This window comes from Streptomyces sp. 8N706 (genome assembly GCF_052245415.1).
Classification (GTDB): domain Bacteria; phylum Actinomycetota; class Actinomycetes; order Streptomycetales; family Streptomycetaceae; genus Streptomyces.
The window spans coordinates 58,850-75,839 of record NZ_JBQQBW010000014.1 but is presented as its reverse complement, the minus strand read 5'-3'; the positions used below and the strand labels follow the sequence as shown (position 1 = coordinate 75,839).

12 protein-coding genes, 3 tRNA genes and 1 pseudogene are annotated in these 16,990 nt (G+C 72.0%); 4 read left to right on the top strand and 12 right to left on the bottom strand.

Going from position 1 to position 16,990, the window contains the following annotated elements; all coding sequences use genetic code 11:
• Positions 1-12: 12 nt before the first annotated feature.
• Together ACTWQE_RS08415 and ACTWQE_RS08410 are read right to left on the bottom strand one after the other, a co-directional pair.
• Positions 13-1,665, bottom strand: coding sequence for a sensor histidine kinase (locus ACTWQE_RS08415; protein ID WP_443328195.1), 1,653 nt, complete (start codon positions 1,663-1,665; stop codon positions 13-15).
• Positions 1,666-1,668: 3 nt separating this feature from the next.
• Positions 1,669-2,406 carry a response regulator transcription factor gene (locus ACTWQE_RS08410; RefSeq protein WP_443328194.1) on the bottom strand — a complete coding sequence of 246 codons (738 nt, stop codon included), beginning with the start codon at positions 2,404-2,406 and terminating at the stop codon, positions 1,669-1,671.
• Between the two features lie 449 nt (positions 2,407-2,855).
• Here ACTWQE_RS08410 and ACTWQE_RS08405 point away from each other — a divergent pair, with 449 nt between their 5' ends.
• Positions 2,856-3,272 (top strand): SHOCT domain-containing protein, encoded by a 417-nt coding sequence (locus tag ACTWQE_RS08405; protein WP_443328193.1) that lies wholly within the window; start codon positions 2,856-2,858, stop codon positions 3,270-3,272.
• Between the two features lie 96 nt (positions 3,273-3,368).
• Here the strand turns inward: ACTWQE_RS08405 and ACTWQE_RS08400 are convergent, their stop codons facing one another.
• From ACTWQE_RS08400 to ACTWQE_RS08390, 3 genes are all read right to left on the bottom strand, one after another.
• Entirely contained in the window at positions 3,369-3,647 is a 279-nt protein-coding gene (locus ACTWQE_RS08400) for a hypothetical protein (protein WP_443328192.1), read from the bottom strand.
• A gap of 719 nt (positions 3,648-4,366) precedes the next feature.
• Positions 4,367-4,439 (bottom strand) — tRNA-Arg (locus ACTWQE_RS08395).
• A 204-nt stretch (positions 4,440-4,643) separates the two neighbouring features.
• Positions 4,644-4,733 (bottom strand) — tRNA-Ser (locus ACTWQE_RS08390).
• Positions 4,734-5,004: 271 nt separating this feature from the next.
• On the opposite strand from ACTWQE_RS08390, the gene ACTWQE_RS08385 reads away from it, so the two are divergent.
• Both ACTWQE_RS08385 and ACTWQE_RS08380 read left to right on the top strand, forming a co-directional pair.
• On the top strand, positions 5,005-5,508 hold the full coding sequence (locus tag ACTWQE_RS08385; RefSeq protein WP_443328191.1) for an SSI family serine proteinase inhibitor: 504 nt from the start codon (positions 5,005-5,007) through the stop codon (positions 5,506-5,508).
• A gap of 235 nt (positions 5,509-5,743) precedes the next feature.
• Positions 5,744-10,369, top strand: a complete 4,626-nt coding sequence (locus ACTWQE_RS08380) for a PAS domain-containing protein (RefSeq protein WP_443328190.1) — start codon at positions 5,744-5,746, stop codon at positions 10,367-10,369.
• Between the two features lie 72 nt (positions 10,370-10,441).
• Here ACTWQE_RS08380 and ACTWQE_RS08375 read toward each other — a convergent pair whose 3' ends face one another.
• From ACTWQE_RS08375 to ACTWQE_RS08355, 5 genes and pseudogenes are all read right to left on the bottom strand, one after another.
• Positions 10,442-12,091, bottom strand: coding sequence for a long-chain fatty acid--CoA ligase (locus tag ACTWQE_RS08375; RefSeq protein ID WP_443328189.1), 1,650 nt, complete (start codon positions 12,089-12,091; stop codon positions 10,442-10,444).
• A 172-nt stretch (positions 12,092-12,263) separates the two neighbouring features.
• Positions 12,264-12,794 (bottom strand): SigE family RNA polymerase sigma factor, encoded by a 531-nt coding sequence (locus ACTWQE_RS08370; RefSeq protein WP_443328188.1) that lies wholly within the window; start codon positions 12,792-12,794, stop codon positions 12,264-12,266.
• Between the two features lie 213 nt (positions 12,795-13,007).
• Complete coding sequence (locus ACTWQE_RS08365; protein WP_443328187.1) at positions 13,008-13,859, bottom strand: DUF1906 domain-containing protein; 852 nt, start codon at positions 13,857-13,859, stop codon at positions 13,008-13,010.
• 63 nt (positions 13,860-13,922) lie between these two features.
• Positions 13,923-14,240: pseudogene (locus tag ACTWQE_RS08360) on the bottom strand (thiolase C-terminal domain-containing protein); the annotation flags it as partial.
• Between the two features lie 168 nt (positions 14,241-14,408).
• Positions 14,409-14,720: a hypothetical protein gene (locus ACTWQE_RS08355; protein ID WP_443328186.1), complete on the bottom strand. Its 312-nt coding sequence runs from the start codon at positions 14,718-14,720 to the stop codon at positions 14,409-14,411.
• Between the two features lie 351 nt (positions 14,721-15,071).
• Between ACTWQE_RS08355 and ACTWQE_RS08350 the strand changes: the two genes are divergently transcribed.
• Positions 15,072-15,941, top strand: coding sequence for a bifunctional DNA primase/polymerase (locus ACTWQE_RS08350; protein WP_443328185.1), 870 nt, complete (start codon positions 15,072-15,074; stop codon positions 15,939-15,941).
• A gap of 202 nt (positions 15,942-16,143) precedes the next feature.
• Here the strand turns inward: ACTWQE_RS08350 and ACTWQE_RS08345 are convergent, their stop codons facing one another.
• Together ACTWQE_RS08345 and ACTWQE_RS08340 are read right to left on the bottom strand one after the other, a co-directional pair.
• A complete protein-coding gene (locus ACTWQE_RS08345) occupies positions 16,144-16,623 on the bottom strand; it encodes a VOC family protein (RefSeq protein WP_443328184.1) in 480 nt (159 codons plus the stop codon).
• Positions 16,624-16,756: 133 nt separating this feature from the next.
• A tRNA-Ser gene (locus ACTWQE_RS08340) sits at positions 16,757-16,843 on the bottom strand.
• Positions 16,844-16,990: the final 147 nt, after the last annotated feature.

The following is a 16,990-nucleotide window of genomic DNA, read 5'->3' as shown; positions in this document are numbered from 1 at the left end:
CCGGCCACGCTGTCACAGCTGTGTGTTGTACCTGTGGACTGCCTGTGAGTGCCGTCCCGGCTGTGCGTGCGGGGGCTGCGTGTGCCTCCCTGCCGGTGAGTGGCCCCCTGCCGGTGAGTGTCGCCCGGCCGGCGCGTGGGGGACCTGCGCACTCCCCTGCGGCGGGAGCCCGCGCGCGTGGGCAGCGGGAAGGCGGACGGCGAAGACCGTGTGGCCCGGCACGCTCCGTACCTCCACGCGTCCCCCGTGGGCGCTCACCACCGCCTGGACGATCGCCAGCCCCAGGCCCGTACTCCCCGCGGCACGCGTGCGTGAGGCGTCGCCCCGGGCGAAGCGTTCGAAGACGTGCGGCAGCAGCCCGGCGGGGATGCCGGGCCCGTCGTCGACGATCTCCATGAGCACCTCATCGGCTCCCGCCTCACCGGGCCCCGGCCGCAGCACGCGCGCGGTGACCGTCGTCCCCGCCGGGGTGTGCGTACGGGCGTTCGCCAGCAGATTGACCAGCACCTGGTGCAACCGCTCGGCGTCACCGCGCACCAGTGCGGGGTCATCGGGCAGTTCGAGCCGCCAGCGGTGGTCCGGCCCCGCCACCCAGGCGTCGCTCACCGCGTCCACGACCAGCGGGGACAGATCCATCTCGGCGAGACCGAGCGGACGCCCCGCGTCGAGCCGGGCGAGCAGCAGCAGATCCTCGACGAGGGTGGTCATCCGGGCCGCCTCCGACTCGATACGGCCGAGGGCATACCGGGTCTCGGGCCCGGTCTCCTCATGTCCACGCCGTGTCAGTTCGGCGTAGCCGCGGATCGAGGCGAGGGGCGTACGGAGTTCATGGCTGGCGTCGGCGACGAACTGCCGTACCTGCGTCTCGCTGGCGTGGCGCGCGGCCAGGGCCGAACCGACGTGCCCGAGCATCCTGTTCAGCGCCGCCCCGACCTGCCCGACTTCTGTCCGCGGATCGGTGTCCCGCTCCGGTACGCGCTCGTGGAGCGCGACCTCTCCACGGGCCAGCGGGAGTTCGGACACCCGGGTCGCGGTCGTGGCCACCCGGCGCAGCGGGCGCAGCGCGATGCGGATCATCGCCGTCCCGGCCAGCCCTGCCGCCGCGAGCGCGGCCGCGGCCACGCAGATCTCGGCAAGGATCAAGGTGTCGACCGTGTCCCGCACATTGCGCAGGGGCAGCCCGACGACGATGCTGCCGCCCTCGCGGTGCCGGTCGGGTACGGCCTGCAGGCGGTAGCTGCCGACGCCCGGGATGTCAGCGGTGTGGCAGCCGCCGTCGACCGACAGGGACGGGATGGCTGCCTCCTGTTCGTCGGTGAGAGGCCTGGCCTTGCCCTCGTCGGTGCTGCGCACAGCCGATGTGACCGTGCCGTCGGCCACCTCCGCCCCGAGCGTTCCGGGCGGCTGTCCGGGGCCGAGGACGAAGCCGAGCCTGCTCTCATGGGGCGGCGGATGGCCACGCAGGGCACGCGCTGCGACTCCTTGCAGCTGGTCGTCCAACTGCCCGTACAGATACGAGTGGAGGGTGATGGTGGTGACACTGCCGATGATCGCGCAGACCACGGCGATCAGCGCGACGGACGAGACGACGAGCCGGGTGCGCAGCGACCTGCTGCGCCGCTTCCGGCGCCCGGGCTCGTGCGCAGGGCGTGGCGGGATACTCATGGCTCACTCCGCCGGCTTGATCAGATATCCGGCCCCCCGCCGGGTGTGGATCATCGGTGCGCGCCCCGCGTCGATCTTGCGGCGCAGATACGAGATGTACAACTCCACCACATTGGCCTGGCCTCCGAAGTCGTACGACCAGACGCGGTCGAGGATCTGGGCTTTGCTGAGCACCCGCCGCGGATTGCGCATGAGGTAGCGCAGCAGCTCGAACTCGGTGGCGGTCAGATGGATCGGCTCCCCCGCTCGCGCCGCCTCATGGCTGTCCTCGTCGAGCATCAGATCACCCACGACCAGCAGCGACTCCGCTCGCGCCGCGGCCGCGCCCGAGCGCCGCAGCAGCCCGCGCAGCCGCGCCACGACCTCCTCCAGGCTGAACGGCTTCGTCACATAGTCGTCGCCGCCGGCCGTGAGTCCGGTGATCCGGTCCTCGACCGCGTCCTTGGCGGTCAGGAACAGCACCGGGACATCCGGCCGGTCCTGGCGCAGCCGCGCCAGCACCGTGAGGCCGTCCAGGTCGGGCAGCATGATGTCGAGGACGACGGCGTCCGGACGGAACTCCCGGGCCGTCCGCAGTGCCCCGGTCCCGTCACCCGCACTGCGCACCTCCCACCCTTCGTAGCGCAGGGCCATGGACAGCAGGTCGGCCAGTGCGCTCTCGTCGTCCACGACGAGGACCCGGACGGGGCTGCCGTCGGGTCGCAACAGTTCGGCGCGCCCGTGGGGCGAGGTCGCGGTCATGCTTCCCACCTTCGGCACGCCTTCTGAGAGAAGGCTGTGGACCACCTGTGAATTGCCTGAGAATGCCTGGTAGTACGGCTGTCGAGGACCGAACTTCCATGCGGTGAGGCCCGGTTGCTGGACCATCGCCTAGACGTCGAACACCACGGCGCGGTACCGAGGTTCGGGAGGCGGGGAGTTCAGCGGTCCGGCACCGCACACTGCCACCGGACGGAACGACTGCTGCCGCGCCGCCTCCGCCCCGCGGCGGTCGGACACACCGTTCCCGGCCCCCGCCGCCCACGGCCGGGAGCCCGGGAGAGCCGCGAGGTCAGCAGGGTGCTACGGCTTCTCGGGATGCGCTGCGCCCCCTCCCGTCGCACGCTGAGGGCATGCACCCGTTCGGGTGAGCGGACGGGGCCGGTCGCGAACCGGCCCCGGATGTCCGGCAGCAGGGCAGGAGGAGAGCGATGAGCGGTGATGTCTTCCTGGCGTACGACTATCCGGTCCTGGGTGCCTTCTGGACCGTGATGTGGATATTCCTCTGGGTCTTCTGGCTGATCCTGCTGTTCCGGGTCATCACCGATGTGTTCCGCGCCCACGACTTGAGCGGGTGGGCGAAGGCGGCCTGGATCCTCTTCGTGATCGTCGTCCCGTTCCTCGGAGTCCTGGCGTATGTGATCGTGCGGGGCGCGGACATGGGCAAGCGCGAGATCCGGCATGCGAAGGCGCAACAGGACACGTTCAACGCGTATCTGCGGGAGACGGCCGGCGGTCCCGATGGCCACGGGAGCGTGGAGCAACTGGCCAAGCTCTCGGACCTCAAAGCGCGGGGAGACATCTCCGAGGCCGAGTTCCGGCGAGCGAAGGAAAAGATCCTGCACTGAGGCTTTGCGCACGGGCAGAGCCGGACACGGGACGTCCCAGGGAAGAGCGTTGTCTCTTCCCTGGGACGTGGTAGGCCTGATCCGGAACAGCGACGGTCAGAGGAAGCTGTCGTCGTGGGTGACGATGGAGGTGTACGGCGTGTAGCTGATCGCGCTGTTGTCGGTGCCGTTCTGGCAGAAGACCGGCCCTTCCGCCTCCTGCTCGATGTCCTGCAGTTCGGAGTCGTCGAAGGCGAAGGCGGTCACCGAGGTGTTCCCGCAGGCGTTCGCCTGGAACTCCGCCCCTCCCGGCTGGGCGATGGCGGTCGTGGCCGAGGTGCTGATCGCAGCGGCGACGGCGAGCGCCACCGCGGACACCTTGACGGCTGTGCGCATGTCTCTCTCCATTCTCAGCGTCTCCGAGTGGAAGAACGAATCGAGTATTACCACCGCAAAACGGACTTATAGGCTGTCAAACCGTGAAGCGAGCTTCATGCTTGGCAATACAACCCCATTGGCCTACCTCCGGCTCCTGGGGCCGCCGTGGAGGGCCCGGCCGGGACCCCAGGTCGCACCGGGCCGACGGGCCGGCCGGACGGGAGGCGCCCGGCGGCAGTCCCGCGGGGCCCGCAGGCGGCAGAGCCCGCCTGCGGACAGTTCGGGGCCGCCACGGACCTCACGGTCACGGAGGCGGAAGCCCGGGACGGCGGGCGGCACATCACTGCCGAACCGACCATCAGGGATCGGTGGTCGATCTTGTCCGGCTCTCCCGGGGAGGACCACAAGAGAGGGCCCGGCGCGCCCCTCGTGTGACCCGCGCCACACGTGTGGACGTGCGCCGGACCGCATCCCCTCCGCAGGAAACTCCCCGCGGCAAGGAGACACCGCCCAGATGATCAGGCGGCGCCGAGGTCCTTCGGCGTGATCACGGACCACTACGACGCCCTGCGCCCCCACTCGCGCCGGCACGCCACGCAGAGCTTCCGCAGCGGCGGCGAGGCCCCGCTGACGCGTTTGCTCACTGATCGCAGCACGCGCAGGGTGGCCGTCGGCCTCGGCCGCCCGCGGCAACGCATGAAGCCCCTTCCATCACAGGAAGGGGCTTCTGAAGGGTGCGCGCTCGGCAGGATTCGAACCTGCAACCTCTTGATCCGTAGTCAAGTGCTCTATCCGTTAAGCTACGAGCGCTTGCGTTCCGGCGTTTTTCCGCCGGTCGGCGTTGCGGGAACAACATTACATGACCCGCCGCCGGAGGTGAAATCCCTTAGCCACTCACCCGCTGACCTGGGAAAACAGCCTCTGGACCGGTCAAGTGCCGGTCAAGTGGAGTCGCCAGGAACAAGGGAAGCCCCGGCCGTCGGGGCCGGGGCTTCGATGATCGATAAGATCGAGCGGAGGCTCCGGGATTTGAACCCGGGATGGGGGGTTACCCCAAACCGCATTAGCAGTGCGGCGCCATAGACCAGACTAGGCGAAGCCTCCTCACACACCCGCGCGGACGCGATGTGGTGTGTGCAGATGATGGCACAGCCCTGTGGGCCGTCACCAATCGCAGCCTACGGTACTAGGCGCGCGGGCAGCAGAGCAAAAGCCTTCCTGGTCGCGCCGGGGGCACACCCATCTGCCGCGGGAGTCACCCGTAGGGCGGTGAGCGGTTGCGCAACGCCTCCTCGGCAGGAGCGTTAGTCATGGCGGGCTCGCGTCAGCGGCCCCCGCCGCCCCCTACCCTGACCGCACCCCCAGGAGTCCCCCGATGCTGCTCCGCCGTCTCGCCGTCACCGCTCTCTCCGCGGCCGCCGCCCTCACCGCCGCACCCGTCGCCGGTGCCGCCGCGCTCCCGGTGCCGTACCCCATGCCCCTGCCCGCCTCGGAGACACCGGCGGCGGACACGGACCCGGTGCCGCCGACGTTCGTGCCCCCGGCCGGCGAGGACAGACTCACGGTGACCGTCACCGGCAGTGGCGATCGCGGCATGGACGGCACGTACACCCTCGACTGCCACCCCGCCGGAGGTACGCACCCGAGCGCCCGGGACGCGTGCGACCGGCTCGACGAGATGACGCGCTGGGGTGCGGACCCCTTCGCGCCGGTCTCCCCGCGGTCCAACTGCACGATGATCCACGGCGGTCCGGCCACCGCACAGGTGACCGGCACCTGGGCGGGCCGTCCGGTGACCGCCCGCTTCAACCGTGCGAACGGCTGCGAGATCGAACGCTGGAACAGGCTCCGCCCCCTCCTGCCGGACACCTCGTTCTGAGCGGTGCCCACCCGGCTCCGACCTGGAATGGTCCCGTTTCCCCGCTCATCAGGGGTCCGCATGTCATTTGTCGGGCGTGCGGCGAGTCGCACAATCTCGTCGCCCGCCCTCCTCTCATCCGCCGCCGCGCCCACAACCGCTGCCCGTAGACTCCCTCTAGTGACATGCCCCGGGGCGCCCGGCAAGATGACCGGGGCTGTCGGCAAGGTGCAGTGATCAGGGAGGAATGGTCGTCGTGAGCAGCAGGCCATCCCGAGGCGCTGCTCGCCTCGCCGCAATACTCGACGCCCTGCCCGACGCCCTGTTGCTGGTGAACTGCAACGGCACGGTCGTCAACGCCAACACCATCGCCCTCGAGACCTTCGAGGCCCCCGGCACCGCGCTGGTCGGACGGGGGCTCCTCGATCTGCTGCCCTCGTTCGACTCCAAGCGCATCCCCGGTTCGATGCGGCGGCGGGAGGACGACGAGGAGGGCGGCCGGACGAAGCCGACCCGGATGGTCGCGCGGCGCACCGACGGGACGGAGTTCCCCGTCGAGGTGACGAGCGCCAATCTGGAGGACGGCCGGACCCCGTACGACGACCCGTACGAGCACCACTACACCGGCGACGAGCTGCTCATGCTGGTCGTCCGGGATCTGACCGGCACCGTGGACACCGAGGCGGAGCTCGCCCGCCAGCAGCGCCAGACGGAGATGATCCTGCGGGCCGCCGCCGAGGGCGTCGTCGGCGTCGACACCGACGGCAAGGTCGTCCTCGTCAACCCGTCGGCCGCGCAGATCCTCGGCTACCGGGCCAGCGACCTCGGCGGTCAGGAGCTCCACCCGCTCATCCACCACTCCCGGCCCGACGGCACCCCGCTGCCGTACGAGGAGTCGCCGCTCGCCGACTCGCTGCGCTCCGGGCGCAAGCACCGGGTGCGGGGACAGGTGCTGTGGGCGAAGGACGGGCGCGCGGTGCCCGTCGATCTGACGACCGCGCCCGTACGGGACGGGGACCAGCTCGTCGGCGCGGTGATGACCTTCACCGACCGGCGGCAGTACGACGCGCTGGCCAGCCGGCACGCACAGCTGCTGGCCGTACTCGGCGAATCGCTGCGAGGCCCGCTCGAACAGCTGCGCGGGGAGCTGGGCACCCTCGCCTCCGACCCGGCCGGACAGCTGTGGCCGGAGGCCAACCAGATCCTGCACTACCTCACCGCCGGCTATGCGCGGATGACGACGCTGGTCGACAACGTGCTCAGCTACCAGCGGCTCGACGAGGGCAGCGAGCGGCTGCGGCGCGAAGAGGTGTCACTCGATGCGGTCGTGGCGGCCGGTGTGGAGGGCGCGATCGAGCTGATCGGACCGGGGCGCGCCCAGTTCGCGGTGCACGCCCCGCCGATCGAGGCCGAGGTGGATCCGGAGAGGCTGGCACAGGCGCTCGCGCATCTGATCGCCGATGTGGCCGGGGTCGACGCGACCGGGAACGCCCCGGCCGCGGGCGGATCCGGCGACTCGACGATCGTGGTGGCAGCGGCGCAGCGGGGCGAGGTCGTACGGATCGAGGTGCGCGGCCCGTACGCCGGAGGCGACCCGGTCCATGAGCCGATCGTCCGCGGCATCGTGCGGCGGCACGGGGGCGTACTGCAGACCCATGAAGTGCCGGGCACGGGCGGCGGCAGCGCGTATGTGCTCGAAGTGCCGATCGTCGCCGGCGGCTCGCCGGGCGGAGAGCGGCAGACCACCGAGCGGGACCGCGAGAACGCCACCACCGTGATGCCGGTGCCGAAGGAGCATGCGCGCGGGACGGTGGGCCTTCAGGGCGCGCCGGACGGCTCGAGCCCCGGGGGCGCGGAGGGCGTGGCGGGCCGTCGGGATGCCACCGGCCGAGGCTCCACCGCGGGCGGTGCCGGTGGTGGAACGGGTGCGGGTGCCCCGGCCGGCGGACGACGCGCCGTTGCGGAGGACGTGCCCGCTCGCGAGGACGCCTCCCAGGCCCCGACGGGCCGTCGCCGGGCGCGCCGCAGTGCGGAGGAGGAGCTCCACGACTCGAACGGTGCGGGTGTCCACGGCAGCCGTCCGTCGGCCGTCCCGGAGACGGCCGCAGGCCCGGAGAGCGCCGATACGGGCGGCATGATCGGCCCCGCCGGGGTCATCGGGCCGGACGCCGCGGGTGGTGCCACGGCCGCTCCCGGTCCGCGGGGTGACGGGGCCGCGCCGGAGCAGGCTCGGCCCGCCCTGCCGTCCGCCGCCGTTCCGGGAGCCGGCACGCAGCCGGGAGAGCCCTCGTGGGGCGACGCCGGACAGCCTGTCGACGATCCGGCTCCTGCCGCGGCGCAGGCGGACACCGGCGCCCGGCCCACCGGTCGTCGGCGCGGCAGGCCCAGCCCTGCCGAGGCCGCGCCGGGCGAGGGTCCTCAGGAAGCGCCCGTCGAGGGCCAGGAGGGTGCCGTCCCGTCGCCCGGCTCGCGGTCGGGCCGCCGCGCCCGGCACGGCGGTACGGACCAGTCGTACGGTTCGCTGGCCACCGCGGCCGAGGGATGGGACAGCGACGAGGACGACGACTTCGGCCCTCAGAGCACGCCGTACGCGAGCGGGCTCAACGGCGCGGCCGTACCGCCGCAGGGCATCGGTGGCCGGGTGCGCCCCGCGCCGATGCCCGCGGAGAGTGCGGACAACGGAGGCGCCGCCGGGGGGCAGACCGGGCGGGCGCTGCCCGCGCTCCCCGGGGCGCCCTCGGACGACGGCCGGCGCGACAGCTGGGTGGCCCCCGGCGGCACCGGGCAAGGTCCCGGTCCGGCCGCGGCACAGCTGCCGCCCAGCGATCACGGACCGGCAGCCCAGGACGGTGACGACAACGTCACCGGACCGCGGAACGCCCCGTACGGTCGTCCGGCGGCCAACGGTGCCACGGTGCCCCCGCAGGGCACCGGCGGCCGACGCGCCCAGCCGGGCCCCATGCCCACCGACACGACACCGGCCGCGCCCACCGCGAACGCCGGGGCCAGGCCCGCCCTCCCCGCCGCGAACAGCCAGGCACCCGGCCCCGTACCCCCGGACGCCATGCCCACGATGCATCCCGGCGAGCCGCAGGCGTACGGGCAGGGTCCCGCGGTGCCGCGGCAGGCTCAGCCGCCGGGGCAGCAGACGGGCCGCAGGGCGCGACGGGCGCTCGCCGACGCCGCCGACCGGTCGGTCCCCGGCCAGGACCGGACCGGCGCCGAGCCCGGCGCGGACCGCCGGCCCTTCGCGCTGCCACCGGCCGCGGCCGACCAGGTGCGGCCGCCGTCCGCCGGTCCGGCGCAGCCCGGCGACCGGTCCGCCGACGAGCACGGCCGGCACGAGCCGGCGTCGCCCGACGCCGAACACACTCCGCCGCGGGCGCACCCCCTCCCACCCACCGGGCGGCGTCGCGCGCGCCGCGACCCGGCGGAGGAACAGCAGCTCCAGACGGGTGGCGGCCCAGTGGAAGGGCCCCCTGCCCACGGAACCCCGTCCCAGGGGCCCTCGGCGCCCGCCGCTCCGGCGCAGCCCACCGGCGCGCCCGCGGACAGGACGGCCGAGGCCGGTCGGGGGGCTCCCTGGGGCGAGGACGGCCAGGCCTCGCCCGGCGTCATGCAGAACGCGGGGTACCCCCAGGCCGTACCGCCCAGCCGGTCACCGGAACCCCAGCCCCAACCGCAGCCGCAGCCGTACGGCCGTCAGGGATCCCCGAACGGCGGGCAGCAGGCCGCGCCGCGCCGGATCCAGTCAGCTCAGCCGCTGCCCGCGGAGGCCCAGGGGGGCGACTCCACCACGCAGTCCCGCGCGATCAGCGTGCGGACGCTCGGCCAGGGAGTGCCCTTCGCCCAGCAGATCACCGAGCAGCAGCGCCCGCAGCAGCCCGCCTCCGGACAGACATCCGGCGGCTCAGGCCGCAGGCGGAAGCTCGCCGCCCCTCCGCAGGAGGACGAGCGCGGCGCGCCGTCCGAGGAGCCCACCGCCCGTACCCGGGAAGGGCAGCAGCAGCCCCCGCGGCTGCTGGACACCAACGGCGGCCGGGCCTACGCCATAGGAGCACCCGACGAGGGCGCCGAGGGCCCGGAGCCGCTGGACGGCCCGAACGGCGCCATCGATGTCACCGACTCCCAGGCCGCCCCGCCCATGGACGACGAACTGCCCCCGGAGCCGCTGGACAACCCGCGCCGGCTGCTGGTGTGGCCCGCGCCGGACGTCTCCACCCAGCAGGCGCTGAGCGACCGCGGTTACCGTCCGGTGATCGTGAACTCCCGCGAGGAGGTGGACGCGCAGATCGCGGCCTACCCGGCGGCGCTGTTCGTCGACCCGCTGACCGGGCCGATCACCCGGACCGCGCTGCAGTCGCTGCGGACCGCGGCGGTGGCGGCCGAGGTGCCGGTGCTGGTGACCGCGGGGCTCGGGCAGGCGACGCGGGAGGCCGCGTACGGCGCCGACCCGGCCGTCCTGCTGAAGGCCCTCGCCCCGCGCGACAGCGAGCAGCACCCGTCGCGGGTCCTGCTGATCGAGACGCACGACGCCATCGCCGGTGCCCTGACGGCGACGCTCGAGCGGCGCGGAATGCAGGTGGCGCGCGCGGCCTCCGATGCCGACGCGGTGACCCTCGCGACCCAGATGCGGCCGAATCTGGTGGTGATGGACCTGATGCAGGTACGCCGCCGCCGGGCCGGGATCGTGGACTGGCTGCGGGCGAACGGACTCCTCAACCGGACCCCGCTGGTCGTCTACACCTCGGCGGACATCGATCCGGAGGAGCTGCCGCGGCTCAGCTCCGGGGAGACGGTGCTGTTCCTCGCGGAGCGCTCGACCAGCGCCGAGGTGCAGGGCCGGATCGTGGACCTGCTGTCCAAGATCGGTACGAACTGAACGGTACGGACTGGAGGGCCCGTACGGGGCCGTCGCGCCCGGCGCGGCCGACCCCGTACGGAGCTCCCGCGCCTACACCTCGGTGACGTCCAGCTTGCCGTCTGCGTACTGCTTGCGCAGCACCTTCTTGTCGAACTTGCCGACGCTCGTCTTCGGCACCGCCTCGATGACCGCCCAGCGCTCCGGCAGCTGCCAGCGGGCGATCCGCTCGGCGAGATACGCCTTGAGCGTCGTGTAGTCGGCGGTCGAGCCCTCCTTCAGGACGACGGTGGCCAGCGGCCGCTCCCCCCACTTCTCGTCGGGTACGGCCACGACCGCCGCCTCGGCGACCTCAGGGTGTCCCATCAGCTGGTTCTCCAGCTCGACCGAGGAGATCCACTCCCCGCCGGACTTGATGACGTCCTTGGCGCGGTCGGTGAGGGTGAGATAGCCGTCCGGGGTGATGGTGCCGACGTCGCCGGTGCGCAGCCAGCCGTCCTCGCTGAACTTGTCCTCGGGGCGCAGGGGGGCGCCGTCGCCGCCGCCGTAGTACGCCCCCGCGATCCACGGGCCGCGTACCTCCAGCTCACCGGCCGACTCACCGTCCCAGGGCAGGAACCCTCCGCCGGGACCGGCCAGCCGGGCCTCGACGGAGGCGGTGAAGCGGCCCTGGCTCAATCGGTACGTCCACGCCTCCTCCTCCGAGACGCCGGCGGGCGGATGGGCGACGGTCCCGAGCGGGGAGGTCTCCGTCATGCCCCAGGCGTGGACGACCCGGATACCGTGCCGCTCCTCGAACCCCTTCATCAGGGCGGGCGGACAGGCCGAGCCGCCGATGATCACGGTCTTCAGCGAGGTCACGTCGCGCTGCCCGCCGTCGAGTTCCGAGAGCAGGCCGCTCCAGATGGTGGGGACGGCGGCGGCGATGGTGGGCCGTACGGCCTCGATCATCTCGGCCAGCGGGCCGGGCTGCAGGAAGCGGTCGGGCATCACCACCGAAGTGCCCGCCATGAAGGCGGCGTACGGCAGCCCCCAGGCGTTGACGTGGAACATGGGGACCACGGGAAGAGCCGTGTCGTCCACAGTCAGGCCGAACGACTCGGCGCTGTTGACCTGCATCGCGTGCAGATACAGCGAGCGGTGGCTGTAGATGACGCCCTTGGGGTCGCCGGTGGTGCCGGAGGTGTAGCACAGGGCCGCGGCCTCACGCTCGTCGAGCTCCGGCCAGTCGACGTCGGTGGGACGGCCGGCGATCAGCTCCTCGTACTCATGGACGCGGACGCCGCTGCCGTCGAGGAGGGAGCGGTCGCCGGGGCCGGCGACGACGATGTGCTCGACGGGGTCCAGCTGGGGGAGGAGCGGAGCCAGCAGGGGCAGCAGCGAGCCATTGACAATGATCACGCGGTCGGCGGCGTGACGGACGATCCAGACGAGCTGTTCGACGGGCAGTCGGAGGTTGAGCGTGTGCAGCACGGCGCCCATGGAGGGGACGGCGAGATACGTCTCCAGATGGACGGCGTTGTTCCACATCAGGGTGGCGACCCGCTGGTCGCCCACCACGCCCAGCTCGTCACGGAGGGCGTGGGCCAGCTGCGCGGCGCGGGCCCCGATCTCGCCGAAACTGCGGCGCTCCGGAGCGCCCTCCCCGGTCCAGGTCGTGACCTGCGAGCCTGAGTGGACAGTGGAGCCGTGCCGCAGAATGCGGCTCACTGTCAGCGGTACGTCCTGCATCGTGCTCAACAACGGGGCCTCCCGAGGGCGCGGTTTTACGCGGAGGTAATGTTGCGGAGATTCTGCGTCCATACCAATTGGTATGTCACTACCTTCGCGCAACGTCGCGGTGAGACATGAGCGACTCTCGGCGTACGTGCCCGGCGGCCGGAGCCGTGGAGGTGCTGTCGCCACCGGCCCGCGGTCAGACCGCGCGGCTCAGCTCGGGGTCCTCACGGAGCTTGGCCAGGGCACGGGAGACGGCGCTCTTGACCGTACCGACCGAGACGCCGAGCACCTCGGCGGTCCGGGCCTCGCTCAGGTCCTCGTAGTACCGGAGGACGACCATCGCTCTCTGGCGGTCCGGAAGCCGCAGGACCGCCCGCCACATCGCGTCGCGCAGCACCTGCTGCTCGGCCGGGTCCGGTTCCGGTGCGCTCTCCCGCTCGGGAAGCTCCTCACAGGAGAACTCGTCGATCCTGCGTTTGCGCCACTGCGAGGTCCGGGTGTTCAGCAGCGCCCGTCGTACGTACCCGTCGAGCGCCCGGTGGTCCTCGATCCGCTCCCACGCGAGATAGGTCTTGGTCAGCGCGGTCTGCAGCAGGTCCTCGGCGTCGCACGGGTTCGCGGTCAGCGAGCGGGCGGTGCGCAGGAGCACCGGCCCGCGGGCCCGTACATACGACGAGAACGAGGGAAACACGGCAGCGGACGCGCTGGTGCAGACAGGCGTGGTCATGCCCATAACGCTAGGAGCGCACCGTGTCCACGCGGATCGGCCGGAGGTGCCGAAGAGAGGTCCCCCTCAGGTTGTACGGCAGATGCCGGGCCCACCTCCCAGAGGTGGAGGGGTTGTTGGCCGGCGGTCGGGGTCACAGCCCGTGCCCGCCGCGGCCTGGGCGCCGGTCGGGGTCGCAGCCGGGGCGGGGACCGCCCCGCCCGGCACCGGGTCTCACTCCACGATCGCCACGGGTGCGTCCACCATATTGGCGTCGACGGTCATCCTCACCCCGCCGTACTCCTCGGTGATATTGCCCGCGTACTGGTGGATGCGCCGGTGGGGAGTCCAGGCGTCGCCGGCGAGCGAGGGCTCCTCGTACAGCGACGGCGGGACGTTCCAGCGGGCGAACCACATGACGTCGGGCAGATCCGTCACTCCGAGCTGCCGTGCGGTGTCCATGTGCTGCACGCCGGAGGTCGAACTGCTGTAGAAGCCGGGCAGAAAGCCCTGTCGGCGGACCTCGCGGTTCCAGCCGCGGACGAAGGAGAGCGTGGTCTCGGCGCAGGCCTCGTCGTACTGGTCGTACGCCTCCATGTCGAGGTAGATCGCACCGCCCTCCCGCAGGCCGAGTCCGTCCGCGCTGAGCGCCGCGTCGCGCCCCTCCTCGACCCCTTGGGCCCACGGCTCCTCGTCGATGATCACCTGCTGCTTGTTGTCGCTGTAGACACAGGGGGACTGTGACCCCACGTAGAGGGGCAGGACGTTCCAGCCGATCTGGTGCACGCTCCGGATCCAGCGGGGCCCCAGATTGACCTGCCCCTTGCAGGCCCGTCCCCGGCCGCCGATATAGACGCCGACGGCGCGGTAGTCGGACTCGAGCCAGGCGTTCATGGCTCCGAGTGACGGGGTCTCGCAGGTGTCGAACCCGAGGCCGGTGAAGACCTCGGCGCCCTGGGACAGCGGATCGTCCTCGTCGGAGCCGTCCTTGGCGGCCGCGGCGGACCCGGTGAACAGCCCGCCGAGAAGCGCGGACAGCGCCATCAGCAGCGCGACCGCATATTGAATGATCTTCCGTTGTCCCATAGGGGGAGTGAACGGCCCGGCTCTTCTGAAGACCCGTCAGACACGCGACCGTCCCGGCCGATGTCAGCCGTCCGTACCAAGGGCGAGCCCGGATGCCGGAACCCCGGTTCCCGCGGTCACCCGGACCCGGAGAGCACCGGCTGTCTGGTGCACCGAGCTGCCGCGGAGTTGCCGGACGGCCTCGGCCATGCCGTTCATCCCGTACAGATACACCTCGCCCAGCTGCCCTCCGTGCGTATTGAGCGGCAGCGCGTCCGCGGCGACGAAGCCGGTGCCCCCCAGTGCGCAGAACCCGAACTCTTCTACCGTGGCGACCTCACCGGGCTCCCGGAGACCGGTGAAAGTGACCAGTCCGTCGATGTCGGCAGGGGACAGCCCGGAGTCGCCGACGAACCCATCTTACTGACTGTCCGTCAGTTATGTCGGTACCGTCAAGCCCGGGAACGCCGTGGGACACGGCTGCGCGACGGCACCCCGGGCGCCGTCGCGCAGCCTGTCACCTGTCCCCCCGCGAGCGGCCGCCCAGGGGCGGCGGCTCAGGGCCGCGGCTCACCTCAGCGGGGCGAAGTTCACCGTCGCGTCCTGGTTGGACTGGTTGATCGAGGTGGTGCCGGGACCGTTCGCACTTGCGGTGTTGTCCTGGTTCGACGCGCCGGAGCCGGTGGCGACCTGCTGGGTCGTGGTGGAATTCCCGCTGTTCTCACCCCCCGTACCGCTTCCGACGACGGCAGCCGTGCTCGCGTTCGATCCGTCGCCCGCCCCGGGCCCGTTGTCGGCCTGCGCCCCACCGACGAAGAGCACAGCGGAAAGGGGCAGCGACGCGACGACGGCGAGAGCGCGGGCGGTACGGATGCTTGACATATGAGCCTCCAAAAGCGGAACTATGCGTTTTCCGTGAGGCAGTTGGCCCGCTGCCCCGGCATTGGCACGACGTCGCGGAAGCAGTGCTGCCCACCGCGCTCCCGGCGAACCACGCCTCCCACCGCATTCGCCCGCAGGCGTGAGGGCCGACGGGCAAACGTCGAATGCGCCACGGACTCCGGTCACGCTGCGGCCACGCTACGCCCGGCCGCACTCTGCCCCGCCCGGCGCCGAAGCGGGCGCGATTCGGCCAACCTCAGCCCGCGTCCGGATTCATCGGGGGACGGCCTTTCCGATTTCGAACATAAGGACGAAAATGCCCCTATGGCCTTCACCGGCACACCCCAGCTCATGGCAGGAGAACCTGCGGCCGCGGCCCGCCGCCATGCGCTGGCCGCAGCTGCTCTCGGTCTGCCCGTCATCCCGCTGACCAGCAACAAGCTGCCGGCCGTCCGCTCCCCGCACCACGCGGACCCCGCGCCCGTACGGTGCCGGGGAGAATGCGGCCGCGGAGGGCACGGCGTCCATGACGCGACCACCGACCCCGCGGTCATCCTGGCGCTCTTCGCCGCCGCCCCCTGGGCCACCGGCTACGGCATCGCCTGCGGCCGTGCCTCGCTCCATCTCGTCGGGGTCGACCTGGATGTCAAGGACGGCACGGACAGTCTCGCCACGCTCCGGCGGCTGGCCGGGGAGCACGGTTTCACCATCCCGCCCACGGTCACGGTCCTCACCCCCAGCGGCGGGCGCCATCTGTGGCTGACCGGCCCGCCCGGCAGGCCGGTAGCGAACTCGGCCGGCCGCCTGGCGCCCGGCATCGACATCCGCGGCAGCGGGGGCTACCTCGTCGGCCCCGGCTCGTACAGCACCCGCGGCGTGTACCGCCTCGCCCCCGGCCCCACCGCACCGGCGGCCGCCCCACCGGCCCTGCTGCGACTGCTCACAGACCCGCGCACTCCCCTGACCTCGCCGCGCGCGGGCACGAATACGCGGGGGGCCCATCACGCGGCAGGGCTGATCCAGTTCGTACGGGAGTCACGGCAGGGCCGACGGAACGACCGGCTGTTCTGGGCGGCCTGCCGGGCGTACGAGACCGGGCACGGCCCGGAACTCACCCCGGCGCTCATCGAGGCGGCGGTCCGTACGGGCCTCACGGAACGCGAGGCCCGCGCCACCATCACCTCCGCGGCCCGCCACACGGCGCCGGCCCTCGAACGGTGAGGTGGCTCCAACCGCCCCCGGGCACGCACGACACTCGGCCCCCCGGGGCGCGGTGACGCTCCGCCTCCCAGGGGGGGGTGACGCTCCGCATCCGCACGATGATGCTCCGCCTCCTTCGAGCGCCTCCCCGGGCACGATGACGCCCCGGTCCGCCCAGGGGAGGCGGCCCTACGACGCCGCAGGCCAGGGAGCTCGCGGTCCCCTATTCCCCGGCGTACGCCCGCTGGAGTGCGTCGACGTCGAACTTCGTCATCGAGAGCATCGCCTCGGTGGTCCGGTTGGCCTTCTCCGGATCCGGGTCGCTGATCATCTCGATCAGCCCGGCGGGGATGACCTGCCAGGACACGCCGTACTTGTCCTTCAGCCAGCCGCAGGCGACGCCCTCGCCCCCCTCGGTGAGCTTGTTCCAGTAGTAGTCCACCTCATCCTGGCCATCGCAGTAGATCTGGAACGAAATGGCCTCGTTGAATGTGAACTCCGGCCCGCCGTTCAGTGCGACGAACTTCTGGCCGTTGGCCTCGAACTCGACGACCATGACTGACCCTGTGGGGCCGGGCCCGGCGTCGTTGTAGCGGCCCACCCTTCCGAGCTTGGAGTTCTTGAAGATCGAGACATAGTGGTTCGCCGCCTCCTCGGCTTGCCCGTCGAACCACAGGCACGTGGTGAATCCGTCGGTGGCCATCGGTTACCTCCTCGCACGGGGGTCTGTTACCCGTATCGACCGAGCCCGCGCCGGAAACTCATCGGTGGCCGCCCGGATGGCCGACACGAGAACGTCCCCTGACCGATTCTGCTGGTCAGGGGACGCTCACCTGCGGAGGGTGTGGGATTTGAACCCACGGTGACATCGCTGCCACGACGGTTTTCAAGACCGTTCCCTTAGGCCGCTCGGGCAACCCTCCCGTGCCCCACCCACCTGCGGCGGAGGCGGCTACAGCCTACCGGGCGGGGCCCTCCGTCGGGGCCCGTGGTCCGTTCCTGGCCCGTGAGCTCCGGAAACGACCTGAGCGGTCCCCCCGCCGACATCCCAAGGGAACAGTGAGGCGGGG